Below are 26,172 nucleotides of genomic sequence, written 5' to 3' on the forward strand. Positions count from 1 at the left end.
TTGCCGCCTCACCCTTGGGCCAGGCGCTGCAACTCGCGCCGGACCATGGCCGCATAAGGCGGCGGGCCGAGGCGATACAATTCCCCTGCCACCCAGTTCAACCAGGCGCCCTGCAACTCTTCGCGCCTGGCCAGCAAACGCTCGGCCTCGGCCACGGCATCCGCCTGGTGCTGCCGATGGAACTCGGCACGCGTGGCGGGCGCGTCGTCACTGTGGGTCATTCACTGGCCTTGAAGGTGGTCAGCTCACCTTTGCGCCATTTGGCAACCTTGCCGGTCACCGCCTTGAGCAACTTGCCCAGGCCTTCCTGTACTTGTTGCTGAGCGGCGAACACCAGCATCACACCGTGGCCTTCACGGAACACGATGCCCTCGCCTTCGGGCACCGAGACGAAGGCATAGTCGCCCACGCCATATACGTTCAGCTTGATTTCGCGAAAGCGCATTTCCAGTTTGCCGCCTTCGCGGCTGGGCAGTACGGCGGCGCGAAAGTGGTCGCCGACCTTCAGTTCCAACCGCTGCTTGTCATCGACGACCAATGCACTTTCGGTGTCGATTTCGGCCATGTACAGGCCTTCGGGACTCTGTTCGGTGACATAGACAAAGCGGCCCTGAAACAGCTGGGCCAATTTACCGCGCAAGTCGCCCAGGGCGAACAACGCATGGGTATCAAGAGTGCTGACTGCCAATGAAGTAATCCTCAACCGGTTACAACCCGCCCTCACCCAAGCTCGGTGAGGCACGGCCATTTCTTATCGATAGGCGAAAAGAGTAATGAAGCGATATGCGAAATGTCTGTGCACGCTGGCGATGCAGCGTGCAGGAATCTTTACTCTGGCTTGCCAGATATGGCCTCAAATACAGGCTTTCGGCATATTCCCGATTCGGGAAGCGTAATGTCTGACAGCAAAACCGCCAGAAAAGATGCGGCAGGCAATGCCAGAGCGCACGTGAGAACGGGCCCTGCAATCCATCAGCGCATTACTGGGGGAAGAATATGCACGAAAACACCGAAATTCGTCGAGAGGCAAAGTACATTTCTTACAGGGGAACGCCCTGAACAACACCCGTTCGCTCGTCGGCAGTACTCACTACACTCAAGCCGCCAGGCCCTTCTTCAACTGCTGCTGCCAGGCCGCCTGGCACTCCAGCGCTTCTTCTCGCGTGGCGAATGCGGTACCACGGCGTTCGCCATTGACCAGTACCACCCAGCAGATGCGTTTACCCAGCGCACGCAGTGTGGCGGGCACCCCCGAACCAATCATCACGGCTACATCGACCCGGCTATTCATCATTCCCTCCGGAATTTAATTAGCACCCTAACGATAAAGCCATGATACGCCTGCGTAAGGCGCGGAAACAGCGCATCCCGGTACAGCAGTGTTACGTACGGGGCAACAAAACCGCTGCCGGAAAGAAACGCAAAAAGCCCCAGGGATCGCTCCGTGGGGCTTGGCACACCGCGCGGGGTTACACCTGGCGCTGGTGGCGGTCGAGCTGCTCGTGGCGCTCCTGGGCTTCGATGCAGTACTTGGTGGTCGGGCTGATCAGCAGACGCTTCAGGCCGATTGGTTCACCGCTGTCATCGCACCAGCCGAAGCTTTCGTCGGCAATACGGTCCAGGGCCATTTCCAGCTGCGGCAGCAGGCGCTGGTCGCGGTCGATGGCGTTCACCAGCCAGCTACGCTCTTCTTCGACCGAAGCCACGTCGGCAGGATCCGACGGGGTGTCCAGGCCTTCGATGGTGGCACGGCTCAGCTCGATGCGTTCATGGGTTTCGACTTTCATCGCCTGCAGCAGGCCAGCGAAGAAAGCCAGCTGGTCAGCGTTCATGTAGTCATCGGCCGACATGGCCAGCAACTGTTCCTTGGTCATCGATTTCTCTATGAAAAAATGTGCATTTGGGCGATTCAGGTGCCGCCGACGCCTTGACATCGGCAGCGGAATTCTTCAAGCGCCAACCGGCACTCTTTTACAGGGGGCGGCAGTCTAAGGCGCCGCGTCGCGTGGAGCAACTGCAATTGGGTGCGAATTTGCTTCCGGTGCCCACATTCCGCCAGTCGGCGCCCTCTGCTCTGGCTCTGCTCTTGCTCTTGATCTTGATCTTGATCTTGCTCTTGATCTTGATCTTGATCTTCGCGACTTCAGGAGGCCGAGCAGAGGTCTTGCGGAGGGAGGTGACGGGCATGGATGCCCGTCAAGCGCTGAGGCCCCATGGATGGGGCCTGCAGCGCGTACTCCCGGGAGCAAGACCGGCGCGAGGGAACCCCGTAGCGTAGCGGAGGGGCCGGATGATGGGAGCGCAGCGTTTTTTGGTTACTTTTTGCCGCGTTTGGCAAAAAGTGACTCGCCGTAAGGGCGAAAAGGTGAGTATGCGTCGCCATCGTAAATGGACTATGCGCGAGATCAAGACCAGTACTTTTCCGCTCTTCGCTCTTCGCTCTTCGCTCTTCGCTCTTCGCTCTTCGCTTTCAAGCGTGGGCATCAACAACAAGGTCAACATTCATTCTCGAAGGTGGCGCTTATTCACCTTTCCGCCCTTACGGCGGGTCACTTTTTGTCAAACGCGACAAAAAGTAACCAAAAAACGCTGGCTCCTATCATCCGGCCCCTACGCTGCGCTCCGGGGTCCCCTCGCTACGGGCCTGCTCCCGGGAGTACGCGCTGCAGGCCCCATCCATGGGGCCTCAGCGCTTGACGGGCATCCATGCCCGTCACCTCCCTCCGCAGTCCCTTCGCTCGGCCTCCTGAAGTCGCAATCGGCGGCGCCTGAGCTACCGTGCGCTTAGAAGCAAAAACAAAAGCAAAAGCAACGGCAACGCCGATTCCAATCAGCGGTCCTTGAACTGCGCCTCGCGCTTGGCAATGAACGCAGCCATCCCCTCTTTCTGGTCTTCGGTAGCAAACGCCGCATGGAACACCCGCCGCTCGAAGCGCACACCCTCGCTTAGGGTGACTTCGAACGCACGGTTGACGCTCTCCTTGACCATCATGCTCACCGGAATCGACTTGCTGGCAATGGTCGCGGCCACCTTCAGCGCCTCTTCCACCAGCTCCGCCTGCGGCACGATACGCGCCACCAGGCCAGCACGCTCAGCTTCCTCAGCCCCCATCAGGCGACCGGTCAGGCACAGTTCCATGGCCTTGGCCTTGCCCACCGCACGGGTCAGGCGCTGGGTGCCGCCCATGCCCGGCAGCACGCCAAGGTTGATTTCCGGCTGGCCGAACCTGGCATTGTCCGCCGCCAGGATGAAGTCACACATCATCGCCAGCTCGCAGCCGCCGCCCAGGGCAAAACCGGACACCGCGGCAATGATCGGCTTGCGCCGGTTGGCAATGCGGTCGGAATCGCTGAACAGGTCGTCAACGTAGATTTGCGGGTATTGCAGCTCGGCCATTTCCTTGATGTCGGCGCCAGCGGCAAAGGCCTTGGCGGAACCGGTCAGCACCACGCAGCCGATGTTCGGATCGCGCTCGAGCTGGTCCAGGGCCTGGTTGATCTCGCCGACGATCTGCGCGTTCAGCGCGTTCAGCGCCTGCGGGCGGTTGAGGGTGATCAGGCCGACCTTGCCGTGGATGTCCAACAGGATGGTTTCGAATGCCATGCAGTCTGCTCCTTCAAAGATTGCGCGCAATGACCATGCGCTGAATGTCGCTGCTGCCTTCGTAGATCTGGCAAACCCGAACGTCGCGGTAGATCCGCTCCAGCGGGAAGTCACTCAGATAGCCATAACCGCCCAGGGTCTGCAAGGCATCCGAACAGACCTTTTCGGCCATTTCCGAGGCAAACAGCTTGGCCATCGACGCTTCCACCAGCGCCGGGCGCCCGGCATCGCGCAGCGCGGCGGCGTGCAGCACCATCTGCCGGGCCACGGCAATCTTCGTCGCCATGTCGGCCAGGCGGAAGGCCACCGCCTGGTGCTCGATCAGCGCCTTGCCGAAGCTCTGCCGCTCGTTGGCGTAGTCGCGCGCCACTTCGAACGCCGCGCGGGCCATGCCCACCGCCTGCGAGGCGATGCCGATGCGGCCGCCTTCGAGGTTGGCCAGGGCGATCTTGTAGCCCTCGCCTTCGGCGCCCAGGCGGTTGGCTACCGGCACACGCACATTATCGAAAACGATCTGGCAGGTATCGGAGGCGTGCTGGCCGAGCTTGTCCTCGACCCGCGCCACCTGGTAGCCCGGCGAATCGGTGGGCACGATGAAGGCACTGATGCCGCGCTTGCCGGCGTCCGGATCGGTCACGGCGAACACGATCACCACCCCGGCGTTCTGCCCGGAGGTGATGAACTGCTTGCTGCCATTGAGCACGTAGTGGTCGCCGTCCAGACGTGCACGGGTCTTCAGGCTGCTGGCGTCGGAGCCTGCCTGCGGTTCGGTCAGGGCGAAGGCGCCGAGCATCGCACCGCTGGCCAACGGGGTGAGGAACTGCTCCTTCTGCTGCTCGCTGCCAAAACGCAGGATCGGCACACAGCCCACCGAGTTGTGCACGCTCATGATGGTCGAGCAGGCGCCGTCACCGGCGGCGATTTCCTCCAGGGCCATGGCATACGCCACGTAGCCGGTGTCGCTGCCGCCCCACTGCTCCGGCACCAGCATGCCGAACAGGCCCAGCTCGGCCATCTCCTCGATGGCCTCCTTGGGGAAGCGGTGTTCCTTGTCCCATTGCTCGGCAAACGGCTTCAGGCGCTCCTGGGCAAAGGCGCGTACCGCGTCGGCGATCTGTTGTTGCTCGTCAGTTACCAGCATGGTTCACCTCAGTACAGGCATTCGACAGCCATGGCCGTGGCTTCGCCACCGCCAATGCAGATGGCCGCCACGCCACGGCGCAGGTTGTTCTGGCGCAGGGCCGACAGCAGGGTCACCAGGATGCGCGCGCCGGAAGCGCCGATCGGGTGGCCAAGGGCGCAGGCGCCGCCATGGATATTGACCTTGTCGTGCGGCAGGTCGAGGTGCTTCATGGCCGCCAGGGTGACCACGGCGAAGGCCTCGTTGATTTCGAACAGGTCGACCTCGGCCAGGTTCCAGCCAGTGCGTTTCATCAGTTTGTCGATGGCCCCGATCGGCGCGGTCGGGAACAGTGCCGGGGCGTCGGCAAAGGCGGCGTGGCCGTGGATCACCGCCAGCGGCTTGAGCCCGCGCTTGTCGGCTTCGGAGCGGCGCATCAGCACCAGCGCCGCAGCGCCGTCGGAAATCGAGCTGGAGTTGGCGGCGGTCACCGTGCCGCCTTCGCGGAAGGCCGGCTTGAGCTGCGGGATCTTGTCCAGGCGCGCCTTGGGCGGTTGTTCGTCGTCCTTGATGACGCGCTTCTCCTTGCCCTCGGTGACCTCGACCGGCACGATCTCGGCAGCAAAGCGACCGCTCTTGATAGCGTCCTGGGCGCGGGTCAGCGAGGCGATGGCGAACTGGTCCTGGGCCTCGCGGCTGAAGGCATTGGCCTGGGCGCAGTCTTCGGCAAAGGTGCCCATCAGGCGGCCCTTGTCGTAGGCGTCTTCCAGGCCGTCCATGAACATGTGGTCGATGATCCTGCCGTGGCCCATGCGGTAGCCGCCACGGGCCTTGTCCAGCAGGTACGGTGCGTTGGTCATGCTTTCCATGCCACCGGCCACCACCACATCGGCGGTGCCGGCCAGCAGCAGGTCATGGGCCATGATCGCCGCCTGCATGCCCGAACCGCACATCTTGTTCAGGGTGGTGCAGGTGGTGTGCTTGTCCAGCCCGGCGCCCAGCGCGGCCTGGCGCGCCGGTGCCTGGCCCTGGCCTGCCGGCAGCACGCAGCCGAACAGCACCTGCTCGACACTGGTGGCATCGATGCCGGCGCGCTCGACGGCACCACGGATGGCGGCGCTGCCCAGCTGCGGCGCGGTCAGGCTCTTGAGGTCGCCCTGCAGGCCGCCCATGGGCGTGCGCACGGCGCTGACGATAACGATCGGGTCATTGGCGAGGGTCATGTTCGCTCTCCTTACTTGGCAGCCATGCGCAGTGCACCGTCGAGGCGGATCACCTCGCCATTGAGCATGCTGTTCTCGATGATGTGGCGGGCCAGCGCGGCGTACTCCTGCGGGCGACCCAGGCGCGGTGGGAATGGCACGCCGGCGGCCAGCGAGGCGCGTACTTCCTCGGTCATGCCGGCCATCATCGGCGTTTCGAAGATGCCCGGGGCGATGGTCATCACACGGATGCCGAAGCGCGCCAGTTCGCGGGCGGTCGGCAGGGTCAGGCTGGCGATGGCGCCCTTGGAAGCAGCGTAGGCTGCCTGGCCGATCTGGCCGTCATAGGCGGCGATGGAGGCGGTGTTGATGATCACCCCGCGCTCGCCTCCCTCATCGGCAGCCCCTTCGGCCATGGCCGCGGCGGCCAGGCGCAGCAGGTTGAAGCTGCCGATCAGGTTGACGTTGATGACCTTGGCAAAGCTGGCAAGGCCATGCGGGCCCTGCTTGCCCAGCACTTTCTCGGCGCCGACGATGCCGGCGCAGTTGACCAGCCCGTGCAGGCTGCCAAAGGCGCTGACGGCCGCATCGACCGCCGCCTGGGCGGCCTGCTCGTCGCTGATGTCGGCCACCGCGAAACGGGCGTTTTCGCCCAGTTCGCGGGCCTTGGCTTCGACGGCCTGGGCATTGAGGTCGACCAGCATGACCTTGGCGCCGGCCTCGACCAGCATCTGCGCGGTGGCAGCACCCAGCCCGGAGGCGGCGCCGCTGACGATGAAGTGTTTGTTGGCTATTTGCATGATCGGTTTCCTTTCAGGCGCTGGCAGGGGTGGCCTGTTGCGCTTGTTGTTTGGCGACTTCCTGGTTGCGCAGGATGAAGCGTTGCAGCTTGCCGCTCGGGGTCTTGGGCAGCTCGCTGACGAATTCGATTTCCCTTGGGTAGGCATGGGCGTACAGGCGCTGGCGCACGTGCTGGCGCAAAGCCTCTTCAAGCTCGGCGCTGCCCTGGTAACCGCTGGCCAATACCACGAAGGCCTTGATCAGCTCGGTGCGCTCCGGGTCCGGTTTGCCGATCACCGCCGCTTCGATCACCGCCGGGTGCTCGATCAGTGCACTCTCCACGTCGAACGGGCCGACCCGGTAGCCGGAGGTGGTGATCACATCGTCGCTGCGGCCGACGAAGCTGATGCTGCCGTCCTGGTTCAGCTCGACGGTGTCGCCGCTGAGGTAGTACTTGCCGACGAAGGCTTTGGTCGGCAGGCCGTGGTAGCCCGCGAACCAGCACAGCGGCGACTGCTCGCGGTCGACCGCGAGGATGCCCGGCTGGCCGGCGGGCAGTTCGTTGCCCTGCTCGTCCAGCACCACGATGCGGTGGCCGGGGATGGCAAAGCCGGCCGAGCCGAGGTGTACCGGGTGCTGCAGGCCATGGTGGTTGCACAGCACCATGCCCAGTTCGGTCTGCCCGTAGTGGTCGTGGATGGTCACGCCCAGTTCGTCGGCGAACCAGCGGATCACTTCCGGGTTGAGCGGTTCGCCGGCACTGCTGACCACCCGCAGGCGGCCCTTGATCGGTGCCGAGAAGTCATCCCCGGCGGCAATCAGCAGGCGGTACGCGGTGGGCGAGCCGGCCAGGTTGGTGATGCCCAGCTTGTCGATCACCCGTGCGCAGCTTTCAACACTGAACGGGCCATCGTAGAAGGTGGTGGCATGGCCCAGCGACAGCGGCCCGGTGACCGCGTAATACAGGCCATAGGCCCAGCCCGGGTCGGCCAGGTTCCAGAAGTTGTCCTCGGGGCGCAGGTCGATGGCATCGCGCATGTAGCCCTGGAACGCGACGATGGCACGCAGCGGCACTTCCAGCGGTTTGGCCGGGCCGGTGGTGCCGGAGGTGAACATCAGCAGGAACGGGTCGTTGCCCGAACGCATGACCGGCTCGCATTTGTCTGCGGCATTGTCCAGGCATTGCTGGAAGTCCAGTTCGCCACTTCGGGCATTGACGGTGATGATGGTCGGACAGGCGTGCACATCGTCCAGCTTGGCGCGGTTGTGGCTGTCGGTGACGACCACGCGGGCGTGGGACTGCTCCAGGCGATGTTCGATGGCCTTGGGGCCGAACGCGGTGAACAGTGGCTGGTACACCGCCCCGAGGCGCCAGGTGGCGAGGATGGTGACCAGCAGTTCGGGGGTGCGCGGCATCAGCCCGGCGACCCGGTCACCCGCACCAACGCCTTGCGCTTGGAGCACATTGGCGAAACGGGCAGCCAGTGTTTGCAACTGATCGAAGCTCAACCGCTCGCTGTTGCCCTCGCGGTCTTCCCAAACCAGTGCGGTCTTGCCCTCACCGGCATGGCGGTCGCAACATTCGACACAGGCATTGAGGGCTTCGAGGTTGCCATGCAGCGCCGCCGCAGCGGCCTGGCCATGGTCGAACGCACGAGCGGCCTCGGTGTAATCGCGCATCGTCGGACTCCTGGTTTCTTGTTTTTGGAGTTGAACCATCGGTCCGACGATGTTCGCGCCGCGCTGGCGTCGCGGCAATGGCCTAAGTTGTCAAACTGGATGACCGGTTTGGCCGGTGGCCATCAGCCCGGTGCGCGCTCCAGGCTGATCACGTAGTGCCGGGTCAGCTGCTGTTGCAACGCCAGCCGATCGGCCTGCAGCTGCGCATCCAGTGCCTGTGCCTGGTTCAGATACTGTGCCTCACCCAGTTCAACGCGCCGTACCGCCAGTGCCGCCCGCTGCTCACCGGCGAGTTGCTCCAGGTCGTTGAACGGCTGCGCAAAGTGCTGTTGCACAAAGCGCTGCCAGAACGCGCGCGTGCACAGGTCGGTCACTACATCATCGAGAACGTCCGCCCTTCCCACGGCTGCCTCTGCCGCCTGCAGCCGATGCTCGCTCAACCCGACGGCTGCCGCCCTGATGCGCATTCTGGCAGGCTGGAAAGGCAACCTGAGCCTGGTCCGCAAGCGCACCCTGTAGCGCATCGCCAACGTCGCCAGTACTGCAGGCTCAGCGAAGCCTTCGAGGTTTTGCCGCTCGGCCTCGACATACTCGTCAAGGCGGTCCAGGCGCTGCAAGGCGCGCCCCAACGCCAGCAACTTCGGACCATGGGTCTGAGCACCATCGCCTGCCGCGTCGCGCTCGGCATGCAGACGCAACAGTCGGCTGAACAGTTCGATGGCACCATTGTCATCCTTTACCGTACCGGCTGCCGCCAGTTGCACCTGGCGAGCGAATTCGGCGTCTGTCTCCATCATCGACAGGCACTGCCAGCCCATGCGCAACAGATAAGCCTTGGGCCAGCTGTAGTCCGCCAGGCCTTGCAGAAGCTCCAGCAGATCGAACAGGCGGGCATTTTCGTCTTGGGTGCTCAGCCGGTCCCAAAGCTCGCCACGCCCATGGCTGGCGGAGTCGGAACCGACCCACCAGGCTCGGCCGATCTCTTCCTCCGGCTCCTCCAGCAGCGGCTCCAAGGCATGGAGCTTGCCGTAATCGGCCATGCTCAGGCGGTTGCCATCGACCAGGATGCGCTGGCGAAACTCCAGCGGCATGGCCAGCACGCCGTCAGGCACACCCCGCAGGAAATTGTCTCGCAGGTCGGCTCGTTGCAGGAAGCCACACAGCTCGAGCCCTCTGGGCCACTCGCTGAGCCCGCAGCGGCGCAAATTCAGCTCGATCAGATGAGGCAGGTGATGGAAGCGCATTTCGTACACCCCCAGCGGGCTGTTGTAGCTCAGGTCGAGGTGGCTGAGCAGCGGCAACCCGTTCAGTGCTTCGATGGCATGGGCATCCAGGCGAATGCGGTTATGCCCCAGGCGCAACCGGCGCAGGTTGGTCAGGTAGCCAAGCCCGCGCGGGCAGCGCAACAGCTGGTTGTGGCTCAGGTCCAGCTCCTGCAGGTAGGTGAATGCCCGCAGAAACTCCTCGTTCACCACCCCGATGGCCGTCTCGCTCAGTACCAGGGTGGTGACGTGATAGAAATCGATAGGCGCAGGCATGACCGGCAACGAATCGGTGGGCAGATCATTCAGCACCAGGCGCAGCCCCTGGCGCTTGCCGTCACTGTCCACCACCACATGGTCGCCAAGCGCCTGCCAGGCGCGCAGCAATCGTTCGGCGAACAGCTGGCGTCGCGCCCGCAAAGTGTCACTCAGCGCAGCCGACACCCAACCATTGAGTGCGCGGTTCAACTGCTCAAAATCGTCCTGCAGCGCCAGGAGCGCATCGGCGACCGACACATTCTGCAGCAGCCAGCGGTCAACTTGCGTTTCCAGCGAATCGCCCAGCCCCGGGAAGAACTGCCTCAGGCCGGCCCGCAGTTGTTCCCTGGGTGTGGTGGGCAGTGACGCGCGCCCGCTGAGCAGGTACCCGACGCGGCCATCGGCAAGGCGCTGCCCGGGATTGAACCAGCGCTCCGTCGACGCCCAGCCCAGCATGCGGGCGATTTCCTCATGGGTACCCAGGTGCGCCATTAGCTTCTCTCGCAGGCGCTCGGCATTGGCGTTCTCGGCCAGGCCCAAACGGCCCAGCAGGTTGCGCGATTCGAGCGCGGCCAGCACAGCCTGGAAGATGCACGACGAAGCAGGTGGCTGCATCGCGAGTTTTCGGCCCTGCCCGTCATACAGGGCAAAGACCCCTTGCTCACGCACCAGCACCCGTTGCTCGGCCGCATCGCCAACCGAACCGATGCGTTTCAACGCCACGGCATCCGCAGCAGCATTGCTCAACGCCAGGCTGAACGCATCAATGGCCTCGACATTCAGCAATGCCAGCACCAGCATGCCCGTTTCGTCGCTATATGCGCTCGGCAGATAAAACCCTGCCAGCGCCCTGCTCACCTTCGCCAGCGAGCACAACGACCTGGCCTGGGTGGCCAGGCTTTGCGGCAACTTTCCACCACTGACGAACAGCTGACGAGCGTCGTGACTTGCTCCGTCGGCCAGATCGCGCGCATAGGGCTCAGGCAGCCCCAGCGCCATCAGCGGCTTGAGCAAAGGCTCCGCCGATTCGGGCAGGCGTGTCAGCCGTGCGAACAGCAGGTCGCTCGACCTTGGCCGGTCCGCCAGCACTGCCGCACGCCCCTTTACACTGCCCGGTCGGGCCTCGCACCAGGCCAGCAGCTGCAAGTCCTGATCGGAGACAGTGTCGCGTTCCAGGTTGCGGAAGAACGTGTCGATCCGGGCATCGGCATCGAATGCCTTGAGGGTTTCCCGCAAGGTGGCAGGCGTTCGCCGGTTTTCCACCAGCAGGCCGCGCAGTTCGTCCTCATCGATGCCGGCCATGCGCAAGATCCGCTGCGCCTGCTGGTTATCGAAAGGTTGATCGCGCGGCCAAAGGGTATCGAGCATTTTCGCAGGGTCGCGCCAACGCTGCGGCTCATCGTGCATCAGGCGCCAGCTGCGTTCGCCATTGTGCAGCACGACCGGGTCGTACGCCTCTTCGCGACCGGGGTGGCGCAGACGCCAGGGGCCATCGGGGTCAGGCCGATGAACTTCGTAGAAGACCCCGTCGGCCTTCATCCAGCGGCGCTCGCCATCGGCATAGGCCCCGTCCACACCCAAGGTGATCGTTTCAGGGGTCGAGGCAAAGGCTGCCAGATCTCGGGACCACAAACGCCCCGCCCCATTGGCGAGCCTTACCGGCTCCAGCGCCGCGACGAACGCGCTGCGCACGAAGGTGACGCCCGCCACCGTCGCGGCGGTGCCCGCCAGTATCTCGGCAACGCCCAGCATGTGCTCCAGCGCCTCGTGTTGATGGCCTCGCAACCAGTCCTGCGTGCCCTCGAAAACCTCCGAGAGGGTATGGGCCACCAGTTGCCCGAGCAGCAAGCCGCCCACCACAGGAATGAACAGGCCCGCGAGGTTGAGCACATCGAGGCCGGCGGCCTTCCACGCCCCATGCCGCTCACGCGATGCGGTTTCATCGGCATCGGCGGTCGGCACCAGCAACAAGCGACCATCCTGCTTCACCCGGTTTGTCTGCTGTACAGCCAGCGCCTGGAAAATGTCATGCTGTGGCACACTGCCATCGAGTTCCAGGTCCGGCTGATCATCCTTCAGGCGGGCCTGCAGCTTGTGCATGAACCCGGCACGCTGATCCAGGCCGATCAACTGGCTGAACGCCTGGCGATAGGGTTCATGGCGCAGCTCGGCCACCAACGCGCTATTGATCGAGGCGTGGCTGTCGAAGTGCCGCAACGCCTGTACCGGATCGCTGGGCAGGTAGAGCACGCCGCCCTGCGTTTGCCCATGCCTGTCGCGAAGTTGAATCCACACACCATCTGCCACTTGGCAACCGAGGGCTTCGAGCAGGCCCGGGTGGCCCGTGAGGCTGGCGGATCGCCGATCCGCGGGTTCATCCACCAAGGCGTGCAATGCCTCCTTGACCGGCTCGGTAATCTCGCCTTTGAGTGCGGCAACCTGCACGGCCAGGCGCAGCCCGGAGCGCTTGTCTTCACAGAGGACGCGTTGTGCCGTGGCATCGAATGTGCGGTCCAGTTCCTGCTGGTACAGGCGCCCGGCATCGAGCTTGCGGCACGCCTCGACCAGTTCATCGGTGCCTCGCGAAAGTACCCGTTCCTGCCCCGGCGCGACCAACCCGGTTCCCAGGTAGAAATCGTTGCTGGCGGCAAAGTTGCGCATCAGGCGGAGCAAGCCGTTTTCACGCCGTTGCCCGTAGGTGGGAAATGGCGGCTCAGCGCCGGGCGTGGACGAGAAACGATGGGAAACCTCCAGCCACTCCAACTGCCAGAACGCTACGTCGCCCGGCAGCGGCTCGCGCAACAAACTGGCGAATTGCCGTTCGGCGAACTGCTGCGGCGACGGCAGCGCCAGGGTGATCCCGCGCAACCGGGCCTGGGTGGCATGATGGGCTTCCAGGCTTTCGCGCAAGGTGCGTATCTGGCTTTGCGTGGCCTGTTTGAGCCAGGCAGGCAACCGGTCACCGATGAAACCGTCGTGCAAGTGGCTGGAAGACGCAGAGGCGGGCTGTGGTGCGTGTGGTTCGCGGGTCATGGCAGGTCCCTGGATGGCTGTCGAAAGCCACGCATGGTGTGCAACCTGCCGGCGCTTGCGCAGAGGGAACCCCTGCGGTAGAAGCTGGGCGGCACACTGCGTGCCGCCCGTGAAGCGCCGTCACTTTGCCTCTGGCACCATGAACGCTTCGCGCGTAAGGCGCTGGGCAAGGCTGGCCAGGGCCTGCTCGCGCTCATCGCGCAGGGCGTTGCTCAGGTTCCAGTACTCGTCACTGGTCAAGGTCTCCCTTTGCTCGTCCAGAGTTTCCAGCCGCAGGGAGAATTGCGTTTCAAGGGTTTCGAAGTCGTCTGGATGTTCTGCCCGCAGTACCGGCAACCAGAAATCACGCTCGCTGATGAACACGACCCGTTGCTCGCCCGCCTCCACCTCCAGCACTTCCTTGAAGGCCTCCTCCAGTTGCAGCGGCGACACGTTGGCCAGCCTGCCAAACTGCATATGGCGAGGTTGGCCCAACAGGTCCAGGCGCTGGGCCAAGCCGCTGAGGTAGGCAAGATTGACCTCCACCTCCTCTTCATCGTGGTTCCCCCGGCTCCAACGTCCATCCTGGTAGCGGGCGTCGATTTCGCGTCGGGCGATTTTCTCTACCCAGTGCACGCGAAACAGCCGCTTGGCCAACTGCAGGCGTGCCGCGCGAGTCGAAATCGGTTCGCCGCCGCGGGTGGCCTGCTCGACATGCATGCGCACCTCAAGGCGGCTGAACACGGTGGAAACGCTGTCCACACAGGTGGTGGGCTCCGCTGCCAGGTCAAACAGGGCCATGCGCGTGGCGGTATCGACATGGGCGGCATCCAGCATTGCCCATACCCTGAACCCGAGTTCGGCCGGCGCCTTGCTGAATTCGGCCGTGGTCGTCAGTTGTCTGAGCAGCTCGAAGAAAGCCAGGCTGCCGGGCTCGGCATTCAGCGCATCCCATTTCCCTTGCTGCTCCTGCCGCGCCGCTGGGTCCAGGGTCTGCAGCCATTGCTCCCGAGCAGGAGCGTGTCGTTGCGGGCGGGGCGTGGCCAGCAGGCGTTCGGCGCCATACAGGCGATCGAGATCCTGCACTGGCAGCGCATTGCCCTCCAGGTGCATGGCACGGCGCAACTGCAACGGGGCCTGAAACAAGGCTGCCGGCAACTCGGCTATCTGGTTGTTGCGAAGGTCGGCGAACACCAACAGGCCACACCACTCCAGGCCCCGGGGCAGCGCGGTCATCTGCACGCGGTTCAAACGCAGGATCCGCAAGCTGGGCAACCGCTCGAACTGTAGCCTGATGTCGCCGAGCGGGTTGTCACTCAGGTCCAGCGAACGCAAGAGCGCCAGGCCAGTCAGCACATTGGCCTGCGGCTCCGAGATACGAATACGGTTGCGCGGCATCAGCAACTGGCGCAAGGCGGTCAACCGCTCCAGCCCCGCAGGTAGCGCGCGCAAGGCGTTGTCGCTCATGTCCAGGCACAGCAGATCGGGGAAGCAGGCGAGGAACCCCGACGGGATGGCATCCAGACCGAGCGCCGACAGGGTCAATTCCGACACGTGCGAGAAGTCCGTCCCGACCGGCAACACGGGCAGGCTGCCCACCGGTACGGCGACGATGCTCAGGCTGAGCACCGCATCGTTGCCGATAGCGCCAACGGCGCGGTCGCTGCGCATCTGCCAGGCACGCCGCAACGAATCTGCAACACGTCGGCGTGCGCGACTGGCGCTGCCCGCCACCTCTTCAACCCAGGCCAGCAAGCTGTCATCCAGGCGGCGGTATTCCTGCTCGACACGCAGCAGGTTCTCGAACAGGCCCCCGCGCATGTCCAACAGGCTCTGGACATAGCGATCGACGCCGACATCCCCGATACCGGGATACAACGCGCGCACCCGCTGCCGCACCACGCGCTCCGGCGAGCCGATGCACGACTGGCAGCCACCCAGTGGATAGCCCGCTCGGCCATCGACCAAACGCTGCATGGGCGATGCCATGGGCCTTGCCTCCCGCCAGCCGAGCAGGCGCAGCAGGGCCTGCCGGTCACCGGGTAGCCAGGCCTGCATCTGCTCGCGGATTCTGGTCGGCGCATCGGCGCCATTCCACCCCTGTCGCACCCGGTATTCCACGGGCAGGCAAGCGGCCAGCACCTCGAACAGCCCCTCGGGGGCGGCGACTTCGCGCTCATCCGGCAAGCCTCTGTCGTTGTAGAGCTGGAAGCGCCCCTCCCGCCTGACCAGCACCACGGCCTGCTCAAGGTCGGTCTCGGCGAACAGCCGCTCCATCGCCGCCCCGGCATACGGGTCACGGCGCAACACCAGGTTGAACCCGGCAGCGCCGGGGCCATGCCGACGCAGCAGGGCAAAGACCAGCGCCACCACTTCCGGCCGATAACTGCCCTGCAGGTACAACGCTTCGCGCATGCGGGTCAGGCGCGCCAGTTGCAGGGCCACCCGCGCCTGTTCAGCCAACGCCAGCGGCAGGCGGGACTCTGCCTGCATGCGCAAGCGCACAGCCTCGGTGGCCTGCTCGAGCACATCGAGGGCATAGGCCTCTGGCAGCGTCGGGAAGTCGCGCTGGATCAAGCCCAGCAGCGGGTCGTCGGCCAGGTAAAGCCTGGAGAAATGCTCGAGCATCGCCTCACGCAACTCGATTGCCGCGTCACGGATCGACAGCACCTGTTCTTCGACGGTTTCGCCCTGCAGTTGCAACCGTTCGATGCACCATTGCCACAGCTCGGTAGCGGTATCAGCCTCCCCCGCTTCCAGCCGGCTGAAAAAGGCCTGCGCGCGTGCGTCCACGGCAAAGCGCTGCAAGGTATCGCGCAGCTGAACCGGCAACCCGCGCCGTTCCACCAGCAGGCCACGCAAGTAGGCCTCGTCGACATCCGCGACCTTCAGCACCTGCTCCACCCGCACGGCGTCCATCGCGGCCGCCGCTGGCCAAAGCCGCCCGAGCAACAGTGCGGCGCCCTGCCATTCCAGTGGCCGCTCGTAAGCCAGCCGCCAGCCACGCGCAGAGCAACGTTCCAGCACCGGCCCGAACGCCGCGTCACCTTCGGCATGCAGCAAGCGCCAAGCGCCATTGGCGGTTTGCCTTACCCGATACAAGGCACCATTCGACCGCCACCAATGGCGCTCACCCTCGGCGAGCAAGCCGTTGTCGAGCTCCGTCAGCTGAACGGGTGGAGTAGTTTCCTGGTAAGGCGCCAGCTCATTGCGCCACAGCCGTTGCCGGCCATCTTCGGTGATGACCGGCTCCAGAGTTTCGACGAATGCGCTGCGGGCCAGGTGGGCACCGACAACCACCGCACCGGTGGTTGCCACGCTGAAGGCCACCTGAAGCATATGCATCAAGGCCTCATGCTGATGGCCCAACTGCCAGTCACGCACGCCCTCGAAAGTTTCAGTCAACAGTTGCCTGGCCAGGTCCGCCACCAGCAAAGCCCCGATGACCGGCACGAACAGGCCCGCCAGGTTGAGCAATACCAGGCCGGCGCCTTTGAGCTCGTCCAGGCGCTGCTCCGCAGCCGCGTCATCGGCCTGGGCGGTGGGCACCGCAAGGAAACGTGCATCGGCCTTGATTCGCTGCATGTGCCAGGCGGCCATCGACGCAAAACCGTCCCCCGCTTCCAACACCCTGCGAGGTTCCAGGTCAGGTTGTGCATCCTGCAAACGGGTGGCCAGGGCCTGCTCGCAAGTGGCGCGATCACCCAAGGCAATCCGCCGCACAAACGCCTGCCGATAGTCCTGGTTGCCCATCGCCGTGGCCAGGGCACGGTTCGCCTCATCCCAATTGGTGAACGCGCGCAGGGGTTGCGCCTGATCGTCAGGGGTGTACAGGATCACTCTTTTCAAGCGCCCAGGTACCCCGAAGGGAAACGTGGACTGGTGGCGGGGCTGCTCGATCAGTTCAACCGCCACCGCGCCATCCACCCGGCAGCCAAGGACTTGCAGAGCACCGATCTCCAGCTGCACCGGCCCCTTGATCACGGCGGGTTCATCCTTGCACGCGATACGCAGCACCAGCAGGTCTTCCGGATCCAGCTGCTGCTTGATGGCCGCGATCTCGACCGCCACGGCCAGCTCCAGGCGCCGGTCGGTGGTCAGCGCCTTTTCAAAGTCAGGGGTCAATACTTGCGCCAGGTGCCGCTGGTAGGCGCTGCCGACATCCACCTGGCGGCTCAGGCTGACAATCCGCTCGATGTCTTCGCTCACCACCTGCTCGTCCTGATGGGCTCCCGGAAGGGTCAAGGCGGTGCCGAGGAAGAAGGACTCGTTGGCCTTGAAGTTCTGCAACAGCTTTTGCAAGGCCGGCATGCGCACGAAGTACGGTTGATAATCAGGGATCAAGCCGGTTCTCACATCCAGCCGTGCGCGTGTTTCGCGCCACACCAGTTTGTCCAGGTCGACCTGCAGCTTCAGCTGGCTGTCCTGGCGCAAGGCAGGCTCGAACAGTTGCTTGGCAAAACGGTCCAGAGGCTGCAGGCGGTCGGCGAACCCTGCCATCTTCCGCTGACTCGCCAGGTAGGCGTTGAAACGCAATTGCAGCTTGGCAAGCTGCTTGGGCTTGGCCGACTTCAGCCAGGCGGGCATGCTTTGCGCGATGAAATCTTCGGCGGGGTGAAGCAACTTGGGGTGCAAGGCAGGTTGAGACATCGTCGATTTCCTGGTCAGTGATCGACTTGTCACGATGCTTGCCAGCGGCGGCGGCCGGCAGCGGGAAGGCGTGGTTCCCTAGCCGCCACTGCCGCGCTTGAGGATCAGCGCACGGTAATGCCCGGGGTTGCAGCCGAACCACTTGCGAAACGCCTTGTAGAACGAACTGCTGTCGGCAAAGCCCAGGCGCTCGGCGATTTCGCCCATGGCCGCGTCTTCCTGGCTCAGCCAGGCAATTGCAAGCTCACGACGCACGCTGTCCTTCAACCCTTGGTAGTTCTGCCCCTCTTCGGCCAGCCGTCGGCGCAGGGTAGAAGGCGACAGGCACAACTGGCGCGCCAGGCTGTCGCCATCGGGCCACTGCCCCGGGTCCAGGCGCAACAGGTCGGTGCGAATGCGCCGCCCGAGGCTGGCCGGGTCACGGTATTTGACCAGGATGTTGCCCGGCGCCTCGGCCAGAAAACGCTGCAGTTCTTCTTCGCTGCGCCGCAGCGGCAGCTCGAGGCATTCGGCAGCGATGATCATGCGCGTGCGCGGGCGCTCGAACTGCAGGTTTTCCGAAAACATCACCCGGTAGTCATCGCAGAACGGCGGTTCGGCACAGCGCAGATCGATGGCCAGGATCGGGATACGCCGCCCGGCCAGCCAGCAGGTCACACCGTGCACGATCATCCAGAAGGTGAAATAGGTGAAAGCGCGGCGCGGTGTGTCACGCGGTTCGTTGATGACGATTTCGGCCAGGCCTTGCTGGCGCACCAGGCTTGGCTGCAGGTCTTCAAGCATCAGTGACAGGAACGCCAGCGCGGTTTCCAGGCCGGCGCCCAGGGTTGGCTGGCCCATGCTGGCACGGCACATGAACGCCAGGCTGCCGCTGCGCAGACCGCGCGGGTCCATGGCGAAGAACTCATCGTTGCAGCGCCGCGCCAGCAGACGCCAGAGCCGGGCATAGGACTCGGCGCTGACCCGTGCCGCTGGCAGGTGCAGCTGTTCGACGGCGATACCCGCCCGGGCCAGCAAGCCAGTATCGGGCTCGCCGGCTGGGCAAGTCTGCAACAGCGCTTCGCGCACCAGCTGCATGGAAATGGTGTCTTTCTCGCTCATCGACGGTCCTGTCGGCTCAATGCCGGCCATCTTAGGCCGCCCCGTTGAAAACAGCCATCACAGCCCCGCCGCCAGGCCGAGGAACGCCTGGATCAGGCGCAGCTCACGGCGGCGCTCCAGGCAGCCGATCAGGTGCTGGTTGACCAGGCCGTCACCGGCCAGCGGGCGCGCCACTACCCGCGGGTCATTGGCGACTTCGGTGGACGACACCACGCCAATGCCCAGCTCCGAGGCCACCGCTTCGGTCACCGCCTCGCGGCTATCCAGCTCCAGCAGCACCCGAGGTTGCACGGCGGCCTTGCTGCAGGCCTTGTCGAAGGTGCGCCGGGTGGTGGAGCTGGGTTCGCGCAACACCATGATCTGCTGGTGCAGCTCAGCCAGCGGCAAATCACCCTCGCCGCTGGCCCAGGCATGCCCCGCCGGCAGCAAGGCGCACAACCGCGACTCGCACAGGTTCTGCAAATGCAGGCCTTTGCGCGGCTCGATCTCGGTCAGCACGGCCACGTCGGCATGTTCGCTGAGCAATGCCGCCAGGGTTTCCTGGGCATTGCCCAGGCGCAGGTTGACGGTAATGCCCGGGTAGCGCTCGCGCAGCAGCGCCAGCATCGGCATGACCCGGTGCGGGCCATCGGCCGCCACCTCCAGGCGCCCGGTCAGCAATTGCCGGTTGGCCTCGAGCATGGCCTGCGCCTCTTCGGCCAGGCCGAACATGGCGCGGGTGATGGCCGCCAGGCGGGTGCCCTCTTCGGTCAACTCCACCCGCCGCGCAGTACGCCGCAGCAAGGTGATCTGGTAGTGCTCCTCCAGCGCCTTCACGTGCCCGGTCACCGCCGGCTGGCTGATGAACAGGCGTGCGGCGGCACGGGTGAAGCTGCCCTCACGGGCCACGGCATCGAAGGCACGCAACTGGAACAGGTTCATATTTATCGGCCTGACTTATAGCTCGAATAACAACAAACAATTTGATTGATGACAGCGCCAATTGCAACCTAGGCCCCGTAGTTTCAGCCCACCGCTTGTGAGGAATAACGGAATGAGCAACGCCCCGATTCTGCTGACCCCCGGTCCCCTGACCACATCAATCCGCACCCGCCAAGCCATGCTGGTGGACTGGGGCTCCTGGGACCGCGACTTCAACCAACTGACTGCCAGTGTCTGCGAGCAACTGCTGGCCATCATCGACGGCAGCGCCAGCCACCACTGCGTGCCCCTGCAAGGCAGCGGCACCTTCGCCGTGGAAGCGGCCATCGGCACCCTGGTGCCGCGTGACGGCAAGGTCCTGGTGCTGATCAATGGCGCCTATGGCCAGCGCCTGGCGAAGATCTGCAAAGTGCTGGGCCGTGCCTACAGCACCTTCGAAACCGCCGAAGACCAGCCGACCACCGCCGCCGACGTCGACCGCCTGCTGGCCGCCGATCCGGCCATCACCCACGTCGCGCTGATCCACTGCGAAACCAGTACCGGCATCCTCAACCCGCTGCCCGAGATCGCCCAGGTGATCAAAGGCCACGGCAAGCGCCTGATCATCGACGCCATGAGCTCGTTCGGCGCACTGCCGATCGACGCCCGCGCCATCCCCTTCGAGGCGCTGATCGCCGCCTCCGGCAAATGCCTGGAAGGGGTACCTGGCATGGGCTTCGTGTTCGCCGAGAAAACCGCCCTGGCCGCTGCCGAAGGCAACGCCCACTCGCTGGCCATGGACCTGCACGACCAGCACACCTACATGGCCAAGACCGGCCAGTGGCGCTTCACCCCGCCGACCCACGTGGTCGCTGCCCTGCACGAAGCGCTGCAGCAATACAACGAGGAAGGTGGCCTGCCAGCGCGCCACCAGCGCTACGCCGACAACTGCAAGACCTTGCTCGACGGCATGGCCGCCATCGGCCTGCGCAGCTTCCTGCCTGCCGAGATCCAGGCGCCGATCATCGTCACCTTCCACGCACCGAACGATCCCCGCTACCAGTTCAAGGACTTCTACGAGCGGGTCAAGGCCAAGGGCTTCATCCTCTACCCGGGCAAGCTGACCCAGGTGGAAACCTTCCGTGTCGGCTGTATCGGCGTGGTTGGAGCGGATGGCATGCAGGCCGCCGTGAATGCCGTGGCCGAGGTGCTGCGGGAAATGGAAGTGCTGGACATCTGACCCTTTGCCCACCCAATTTCAGGAACAAGCGCACATGAACTACAGCAACCCTACCCAGCTGCAAGCCGCCATCCTTGACTGGGCCGGCACCGTGGTCGACTTCGGCTCCTTCGCCCCGACCCAGATCTTTGTCGAAGCCTTTGCCGAATTCGATGTGCAGGTGTCCATCGAAGAAGCCCGCGGCCCGATGGGCATGGGCAAGTGGGACCACATCCGCACCCTGTGCGACGTGCCGGAAATTGCCGAGCGCTACCGCAAGGTGTTCGGCCGTACCCCGACCGACGATGATGTCACCGCCATCTACAACCGCTTCATGCCACTGCAGATCGAGAAGATCGCCGTGCACTCGGCGTTGATCCCCGGCGCTCTGGACACCCTCACCGGGCTGCGCCAGGACGGCCTGAAGATCGGCTCTTGCTCGGGCTACCCGAAGGTGGTGATGGACAAGGTGGTGGAGTTGGCCGCGCAGAACGGCTACGTGGCCGACCATGTGGTGGCTACCGACGAAACCCCGAACGGCCGCCCATGGCCGGCCCAGGCCCTGGCCAACGTGATCGCGCTGGGTATCGACGATGTGGCGGCGTGCGTGAAGGTCGACGATACCGTGCCGGGCATTCTCGAAGGCCGCCGTGCCGGCATGTGGACCGTGGCCCTGGTGTGCTCGGGCAATGCCCTGGGGCTGACCTGGGAAGGCTACCGCGCGCTGAGCGCCGAGAAGCTGGAAAGCGAGCGCCAGCGCATCCACGCCCTGTTCGCCGGCTCCCGTCCGCACTACCTGATCGACACCATCAACGAACTGCCCGAAGTGATCGCCGACATCAACCGGCGCCTGGCCAAGGGTGAGATGCCGCAGGCCTTCTGACCCGGCAAATGGGGCCGCGTTGCGGCCCTTTCGCGACACAAGGCCGCTCCCACAGGTACAGCGACAACCTCGAGAGCAACGCTGTACCTGTGGGAGCTGGCTTGCCGGCGATGGGCTGCAAAGCAGCCCCATCAAGGCCCACCCCTACTCCGGCAACTGCACCCGGGGTTTGGTTGCCGCGAAGATCGCCCAGCTCGACACGAACAGCGCCGCGATCAATGGCCCGATCACGAAGCCGTTGAGCCCGAACACCGCCAGCCCGCCCAGCGTCGACACCAGAATCAGGTAGTCCGGCATGCGCGTGTCCTTGCCCACCAGGATCGGCCGCAACAAGTTGTCTACCAGGCCGATCACCAGCACGCCGAACGCGGTCAGGATCACCCCCGACAAAATCGCACCGGTCAGCAGGAAGTACGCCGCCACCGGCGCCCACACGATCCCCGCCCCTACCGCCGGCAACAGCGACAGAAACGCCATCAGCACCGCCCACACCAGCGCACTCGGTATATCCAGCACCCAGAAAATGAAACCACCCAGCGCCCCCTGGGTAATGGCCACCAGCACGTTGCCTTTTACCGTCGCCCGCACCACACGGTTGAACTTCAGCTGCAAACGGCGCTTCTGGTGTTCGGGCAGCGGCACTGCCAGACGCACTTGGCGGGCGACTTCCGCGCCTTCGCGCAGGAAGAAGAACAACAGGTACATCATGATGCCGAAGCTGATCACGAACTCGAACGTGCCCTGCCCAAAGTTGAACGCCTGGCTGGCCAGCACCTGGCTGCCTTGGGTGGCCCATTTGGTGATCTTGTCGCGCAGCCCGTCGAGATTGCCCATGCCCATGCTGTCCAGCCCCCGCTGGGCAAAAGCCGGAAGCATGTCCTTGCCGCGCTCGACATAGCCGGCAATATCCAGCTCCCCGTGCTCGATGCGCTGGTACAGGGCGGCTCCCTCCTGCACCAGCAGCGCGCTGGTGATGATCACCGGCAGGATCGCCACCAGCAGGCACACCAGCAAGGTGGCCGCCGCAGCCAGATTGCGCCTTCGGCCGAAACGCAGCAGCAGGTGGCGCTGCAGCGGGGCGAACAGGATGCCGAGTATCACCGCCCAGAAGATCGCACCGTAGTACGGCAGCAGGATCCAGATGAAGGCAATGGTCACCAGCGCCAGCAGTACTGCCAGGGCTTTGTTCTGCAGGGCGGTCTGGTTCATCGCGGGTCCTCGCATGGCTTATGCGTTATTAGTGCGCCGCACCTTGGCAAAAGTGCCGCCATTCCCTTGATGCAAATCAATACGGGCCGTATCTGCCAGCCCTAGCATCCGCGCCTTTTGCTCCGGTGCGCACATGACCCACATCGCCAAGCCCGAACTGCTGGCCCCCGCCGGCACCCTCAAGACCATGCGCTACGCCTTCGCCTATGGCGCCGACGCGGTCTACGCCGGCCAGCCACGCTACAGCTTGCGGGTGCGCAACAACGAGTTCGACCATGCCAACCTGGCCCTGGGCATTCAGGAAGCGCATGCCTTGGGCAAGCGCTTCTACGTGGTGGTCAACATTGCCCCGCACAATGCCAAGCTCAAGACCTTCCTCAAGGACCTGGCGCCGGTGATCGAGATGGCACCGGACGCGCTGATCATGTCCGACCCAGGCCTGATCATGCTGGTACGCCAGCACTTCCCGCAGATGCCGGTGCACCTGTCGGTGCAGGCCAACACGGTCAACTGGGCCAGCGTGCAGTTCTGGCAGCAACTGGGCCTGAGCCGGGTGATACTGTCGCGCGAGCTGTCGCTCGAAGAGATCGAGGAAATCCGCCAGCAGGTGCCGGAAATGGAGCTGGAGGTGTTCGTCCACGGTGCCCTGTGCATGGCCTACTCCGGCCGTTGCCTGCTGTCGGGCTACCTCAACAAGCGCGATGCCAACCAGGGCAGCTGCACCAACGCTTGCCGCTGGAAGTACGACGCCACCCCGGCGACCGAAAACGCCACCGGCGACATCGTGCGCGAAGTGCAGCCGACGCTGGGCCTGGGTGCACCGACCGAGCAGGTATTCCTGCTGCAGGAAAGCAACCGCCCCGGCACCGAAATGCCGGCGTTCGAAGACGAGCACGGCACCTACATCATGAATGCCAAGGACCTGCGCGCCATCCAGCATGTCGGGCGCCTGGCCGCCATGGGCGTGCACTCGCTGAAGATCGAAGGCCGCACCAAGTCGCACTTCTACTGCGCCCGCGCCGTGCAGTCGTACCGCCAGGCGATCGACGACGCGGTGGCCGGGCGGCCATTCGACCGCTCCCTGATGGACAACCTCGAATCCCTGGCCCAGCGCGGTTACACCGAAGGCTTCCTGCGCCGCCACGTGCACGACGAGTACCAGAACTACCAGCGCGGCAACTCGGTGTCCGAGCGCCAGCAGTTCGTTGGCGAGCTGACCGGGGTGCGCGTCGACGGCCTGGCCGAGGTCAAGGTGAAGAACCGCTTCGCCGTGGGCGACCATCTGGAACTGATGACCCCACGCGGCAACTACCACTTCGATCTCGAGCACATGAGCAATGGCCAGCAGCAACCGCTGCAGGTCGCCCCTGGCGATGGCCACACCATCTACCTTCCTGTTCCCGAGCAGGTGCCATTGGCATACGGCCTGCTGATGCGTGACCTGCCAGCTTGAGCGAGGGCTAGAGTTCAATCCGGGTAATGGCGCCAAGCCGCCGGTCGCCCAATTCCTTACGAATCTGCTGACGAAAAGCGGCGAAACGTTCCAGGTCAAAACGGTAAACAGTGCCGGTGTTCCACACGACGATGTCACGCTGGGCCTCGCTCCAGAATCCGAAGTCGCGCATCTCCACCGTGCCATTGAAGCGAAACGAGTAGACCGCCAGATGGATCTGGCCCTCCTCGTCCTTCTGGCAGGGTGTTATCAGAAACGATGAGGCGACGTCGTTCTGCCAACCAGACTGCAGGAACTTGCTGGCGTGAGCACTGATGCGCAGTTCCTGCATGGATGCGCGCGCCAGTTGGGCCAACAGCGTTGGTGTGCTGCCTGTGCCGATGGGCTCGAGCCTGGTATCGAAATCGTCATGGTCCCTGATGACCTGGGGCGGCAACTCCAGGGCGGCCGTTCTTACGCAGCCATGTTTCTCCAGGCGATTGCGGAAGCGGTCGAACCAGCTCTTCCATAGCTCGTCCCGGTCGAGGAAGCGGCTTGCGAACTCATCGGCATGGTCCAGCAACGTTTGCACGTCCTGGCGTTCCTCTTCGGACAGGTTTGGTCCGATGCCGATCAGATTGGTCTTGGAGTACAACAGGCAGTCCAGTGGTAGGGTCATGATCCAGCAGGCTCTCAGATAGGTGAGCCGCACGTTAGCCAGCGTGATGACAGGCCGGCATCCGGAACCACTACCTGGCACGTAGACTGGCTGCCTGACAACGCTGGCGAACAGCAACAGGCCGCGCTGCGCCTGGAAGCCGCTTAGGCTATGCTGCTGGCCAACCGCTGGATATCGGACCGCCCCTGGGGCCGTAACGACACCGAGCGCGTGCAAGGCACAGGCCTGGTCGCCGGTATCCGCCCACGTTTTTGAAGGAGTGCTTCATGAAGCTGCGTAAACACCTGCTGCCCCTGGGCCTGCTGGCCATCACCGGCCTGGCCCAGGCTGCCGAGACCATCGACGTCTACCGCGACCCCAACTGTGGCTGCTGCAAGGCCTGGATCAGCCACCTGCGCGACAACGGCTTCACCGTCAACGATCATGTCGAGCCGAACATGAGCGAGGTGAAGCAACGCCTGGGCGTTGCGCCACGCCTGGCGTCGTGCCATACCGGGGTGATCGACGGCAAGTTCGTCGAAGGCCACGTGCCGGCCGAGCAGGTGCGCCTGCTGGCCAAACGCAACGACCTCAAGGGCCTGGCCGTGCCAGGCATGCCCATGGGCTCGCCCGGCATGGAAATGGGTGACCACAAGGATGCCTACCAGGTCATCGGCGTGACCCAGGACGGCAAGGACACCGTGGTCGCCAACTACTGATGCTCAGCCTGTGGGCGCTGTTCCTCAGCGCCTTCGGCGCCGCCACCCTGCTACCGCTGCAATCGGAGGCCGTGCTGGTCGGCCTTTTGCTGCGCCAGCCCGAGGCCTGGGCCACCCTGCTGCTGGTGGCGACCCTGGGCAATGTGCTGGGCTCGGTGGTCAACTGGGTGCTGGGGCGGGCCATCGAGCACCTGCGTGACAAGCGCTGGTTCCCGTTCAGCCCTGCCCAGCTGGAACGCGCGCAACAGCGCTACCAGCGCTGGGGGCAATGGTCGCTGCTGCTCAGCTGGATGCCGGTGATCGGCGACCCGCTGACGCTTATCGCGGGCATCATGCGTGAGCCATTCTGGCGCTTCCTGCTGCTGGTGACCCTGGCCAAGGCCGGCCGCTATGGGGTGCTGGCGATGATTACCCTGGGCTGGTTTCACGCCTGGTAACACCTTTCACGTTCCGCGTGGTCCACTGGCTGTTACAGTCGCCCCT

At 64.4% G+C, this 26,172-nt stretch carries 20 protein-coding genes; 5 read left to right on the plus strand and 15 right to left on the minus strand.

The annotated features are described in order from the left end of the window. Positions 1-8 precede the first annotated feature (8 nt). From CAG46_RS26315 to CAG46_RS26385, 13 genes are all read right to left on the minus strand, one after another. The gene (locus CAG46_RS26315; protein ID WP_003259019.1) at positions 9-221 is read right to left on the minus strand and encodes a hypothetical protein; all 213 of its coding nucleotides are present in this window, start codon (positions 219-221) and stop codon (positions 9-11) included. Next, positions 218-688, minus strand: a complete 471-nt coding sequence (locus CAG46_RS26320; protein WP_003259020.1) for a hypothetical protein — start codon at positions 686-688, stop codon at positions 218-220. The genes CAG46_RS26315 and CAG46_RS26320 overlap by 4 nt, the downstream gene beginning before the upstream one ends. Before the next feature lie 408 nt (positions 689-1,096). After that, on the minus strand, positions 1,097-1,291 hold the full coding sequence (locus CAG46_RS26325; RefSeq protein ID WP_025338376.1) for a hypothetical protein: 195 nt from the start codon (positions 1,289-1,291) through the stop codon (positions 1,097-1,099). A gap of 178 nt (positions 1,292-1,469) precedes the next feature. Next, on the minus strand, positions 1,470-1,874 hold the full coding sequence (locus CAG46_RS26330) for a TraR/DksA C4-type zinc finger protein (protein ID WP_003259022.1): 405 nt from the start codon (positions 1,872-1,874) through the stop codon (positions 1,470-1,472). Between the two features lie 956 nt (positions 1,875-2,830). Beyond that, the gene (locus CAG46_RS26345; RefSeq protein ID WP_013971834.1) at positions 2,831-3,604 is read right to left on the minus strand and encodes an enoyl-CoA hydratase; all 774 of its coding nucleotides are present in this window, start codon (positions 3,602-3,604) and stop codon (positions 2,831-2,833) included. Positions 3,605-3,617: 13 nt separating this feature from the next. Next, positions 3,618-4,745, minus strand: coding sequence for an acyl-CoA dehydrogenase (locus CAG46_RS26350; protein ID WP_085619369.1), 1,128 nt, complete (start codon positions 4,743-4,745; stop codon positions 3,618-3,620). 8 nt (positions 4,746-4,753) lie between these two features. Then, positions 4,754-5,947: an acetyl-CoA C-acyltransferase gene (locus CAG46_RS26355; RefSeq protein WP_085619371.1), complete on the minus strand. Its 1,194-nt coding sequence runs from the start codon at positions 5,945-5,947 to the stop codon at positions 4,754-4,756. 11 nt (positions 5,948-5,958) lie between these two features. Next, on the minus strand, positions 5,959-6,726 hold the full coding sequence (locus CAG46_RS26360; RefSeq protein WP_013971831.1) for an SDR family NAD(P)-dependent oxidoreductase: 768 nt from the start codon (positions 6,724-6,726) through the stop codon (positions 5,959-5,961). Between the two features lie 13 nt (positions 6,727-6,739). Beyond that, a complete protein-coding gene (locus CAG46_RS26365) occupies positions 6,740-8,386 on the minus strand; it encodes an acyl-CoA synthetase (protein ID WP_085619373.1) in 1,647 nt (548 codons plus the stop codon). A gap of 122 nt (positions 8,387-8,508) precedes the next feature. Further along, complete coding sequence (locus CAG46_RS26370) at positions 8,509-12,939, minus strand: dermonecrotic toxin domain-containing protein (RefSeq protein WP_085619375.1); 4,431 nt, start codon at positions 12,937-12,939, stop codon at positions 8,509-8,511. Positions 12,940-13,059: 120 nt separating this feature from the next. Then, complete coding sequence (locus CAG46_RS26375) at positions 13,060-17,568, minus strand: NEL-type E3 ubiquitin ligase domain-containing protein (protein ID WP_085619377.1); 4,509 nt, start codon at positions 17,566-17,568, stop codon at positions 13,060-13,062. 78 nt (positions 17,569-17,646) lie between these two features. Continuing rightward, entirely contained in the window at positions 17,647-18,669 is a 1,023-nt protein-coding gene (locus tag CAG46_RS26380; protein WP_024086600.1) for an AraC family transcriptional regulator, read from the minus strand. A gap of 57 nt (positions 18,670-18,726) precedes the next feature. Continuing rightward, positions 18,727-19,590: a LysR substrate-binding domain-containing protein gene (locus tag CAG46_RS26385; protein ID WP_015269648.1), complete on the minus strand. Its 864-nt coding sequence runs from the start codon at positions 19,588-19,590 to the stop codon at positions 18,727-18,729. 112 nt (positions 19,591-19,702) lie between these two features. On the opposite strand from CAG46_RS26385, the gene CAG46_RS26390 reads away from it, so the two are divergent. After that, positions 19,703-20,809: a 2-aminoethylphosphonate--pyruvate transaminase gene (locus tag CAG46_RS26390; RefSeq protein ID WP_013971825.1), complete on the plus strand. Its 1,107-nt coding sequence runs from the start codon at positions 19,703-19,705 to the stop codon at positions 20,807-20,809. Positions 20,810-20,843: 34 nt separating this feature from the next. After that, complete coding sequence (phnX, locus tag CAG46_RS26395; RefSeq protein ID WP_085619379.1) at positions 20,844-21,671, plus strand: phosphonoacetaldehyde hydrolase; 828 nt, start codon at positions 20,844-20,846, stop codon at positions 21,669-21,671. Positions 21,672-21,815: 144 nt separating this feature from the next. On the opposite strand, the gene CAG46_RS26400 is transcribed toward phnX, so the two are convergent. Then, positions 21,816-22,880, minus strand: coding sequence for an AI-2E family transporter (locus tag CAG46_RS26400; protein WP_025338369.1), 1,065 nt, complete (start codon positions 22,878-22,880; stop codon positions 21,816-21,818). A gap of 133 nt (positions 22,881-23,013) precedes the next feature. Here CAG46_RS26400 and yegQ point away from each other — a divergent pair, with 133 nt between their 5' ends. Then, the gene (gene yegQ / locus CAG46_RS26405; protein ID WP_085593222.1) at positions 23,014-24,333 is read left to right on the plus strand and encodes a tRNA 5-hydroxyuridine modification protein YegQ; all 1,320 of its coding nucleotides are present in this window, start codon (positions 23,014-23,016) and stop codon (positions 24,331-24,333) included. Positions 24,334-24,340: 7 nt separating this feature from the next. On the opposite strand, the gene CAG46_RS26410 is transcribed toward yegQ, so the two are convergent. Continuing rightward, positions 24,341-24,991 (minus strand): hypothetical protein, encoded by a 651-nt coding sequence (locus CAG46_RS26410; RefSeq protein WP_046615900.1) that lies wholly within the window; start codon positions 24,989-24,991, stop codon positions 24,341-24,343. Between the two features lie 266 nt (positions 24,992-25,257). Between CAG46_RS26410 and CAG46_RS26415 the strand changes: the two genes are divergently transcribed. Both CAG46_RS26415 and CAG46_RS26420 read left to right on the plus strand, forming a co-directional pair. After that, the gene (locus CAG46_RS26415) at positions 25,258-25,689 is read left to right on the plus strand and encodes a DUF411 domain-containing protein (RefSeq protein ID WP_039614165.1); all 432 of its coding nucleotides are present in this window, start codon (positions 25,258-25,260) and stop codon (positions 25,687-25,689) included. Continuing rightward, entirely contained in the window at positions 25,689-26,126 is a 438-nt protein-coding gene (locus tag CAG46_RS26420) for a YqaA family protein (RefSeq protein ID WP_013971818.1), read from the plus strand. Before CAG46_RS26415 ends, CAG46_RS26420 begins: the two co-directional genes overlap by 1 nt. Positions 26,127-26,172: the final 46 nt, after the last annotated feature.

The sequence above is a fragment of the Pseudomonas sp. B23(2017) genome (assembly GCF_002113725.1).
Taxonomy (GTDB): Bacteria; Pseudomonadota; Gammaproteobacteria; order Pseudomonadales; family Pseudomonadaceae; genus Aquipseudomonas; species Aquipseudomonas putida_Z.

What these genes read in the sequence shown, in the direction of transcription:
- CAG46_RS26345 (WP_013971834.1), bottom strand. Translation starts at nt 3,604, where the DNA reads ATGGCATTCGAAACCATCCTGTTGGACATCCACGGCAAGGTCGGCCTG.
- CAG46_RS26410 (WP_046615900.1), bottom strand. Translation starts at nt 24,991, where the DNA reads ATGACCCTACCACTGGACTGCCTGTTGTACTCCAAGACCAATCTGATC.
- phnX (WP_085619379.1), top strand. Translation starts at nt 20,844, where the DNA reads ATGAACTACAGCAACCCTACCCAGCTGCAAGCCGCCATCCTTGACTGG.
- CAG46_RS26350 (WP_085619369.1), bottom strand. Translation starts at nt 4,745, where the DNA reads ATGCTGGTAACTGACGAGCAACAACAGATCGCCGACGCGGTACGCGCC.
- CAG46_RS26315 (WP_003259019.1), bottom strand. Translation starts at nt 221, where the DNA reads ATGACCCACAGTGACGACGCGCCCGCCACGCGTGCCGAGTTCCATCGG.
- CAG46_RS26385 (WP_015269648.1), bottom strand. Translation starts at nt 19,590, where the DNA reads ATGAACCTGTTCCAGTTGCGTGCCTTCGATGCCGTGGCCCGTGAGGGC.
- CAG46_RS26375 (WP_085619377.1), bottom strand. Translation starts at nt 17,568, where the DNA reads ATGTCTCAACCTGCCTTGCACCCCAAGTTGCTTCACCCCGCCGAAGAT.
- CAG46_RS26355 (WP_085619371.1), bottom strand. Translation starts at nt 5,947, where the DNA reads ATGACCCTCGCCAATGACCCGATCGTTATCGTCAGCGCCGTGCGCACG.
- CAG46_RS26400 (WP_025338369.1), bottom strand. Translation starts at nt 22,880, where the DNA reads ATGAACCAGACCGCCCTGCAGAACAAAGCCCTGGCAGTACTGCTGGCG.
- CAG46_RS26380 (WP_024086600.1), bottom strand. Translation starts at nt 18,669, where the DNA reads ATGAGCGAGAAAGACACCATTTCCATGCAGCTGGTGCGCGAAGCGCTG.
- CAG46_RS26330 (WP_003259022.1), bottom strand. Translation starts at nt 1,874, where the DNA reads ATGACCAAGGAACAGTTGCTGGCCATGTCGGCCGATGACTACATGAAC.
- CAG46_RS26325 (WP_025338376.1), bottom strand. Translation starts at nt 1,291, where the DNA reads ATGAATAGCCGGGTCGATGTAGCCGTGATGATTGGTTCGGGGGTGCCC.
- CAG46_RS26415 (WP_039614165.1), top strand. Translation starts at nt 25,258, where the DNA reads ATGAAGCTGCGTAAACACCTGCTGCCCCTGGGCCTGCTGGCCATCACC.
- CAG46_RS26365 (WP_085619373.1), bottom strand. Translation starts at nt 8,386, where the DNA reads ATGCGCGATTACACCGAGGCCGCTCGTGCGTTCGACCATGGCCAGGCC.
- CAG46_RS26420 (WP_013971818.1), top strand. Translation starts at nt 25,689, where the DNA reads ATGCTCAGCCTGTGGGCGCTGTTCCTCAGCGCCTTCGGCGCCGCCACC.
- yegQ (WP_085593222.1), top strand. Translation starts at nt 23,014, where the DNA reads ATGACCCACATCGCCAAGCCCGAACTGCTGGCCCCCGCCGGCACCCTC.
- CAG46_RS26360 (WP_013971831.1), bottom strand. Translation starts at nt 6,726, where the DNA reads ATGCAAATAGCCAACAAACACTTCATCGTCAGCGGCGCCGCCTCCGGG.
- CAG46_RS26370 (WP_085619375.1), bottom strand. Translation starts at nt 12,939, where the DNA reads ATGACCCGCGAACCACACGCACCACAGCCCGCCTCTGCGTCTTCCAGC.
- CAG46_RS26390 (WP_013971825.1), top strand. Translation starts at nt 19,703, where the DNA reads ATGAGCAACGCCCCGATTCTGCTGACCCCCGGTCCCCTGACCACATCA.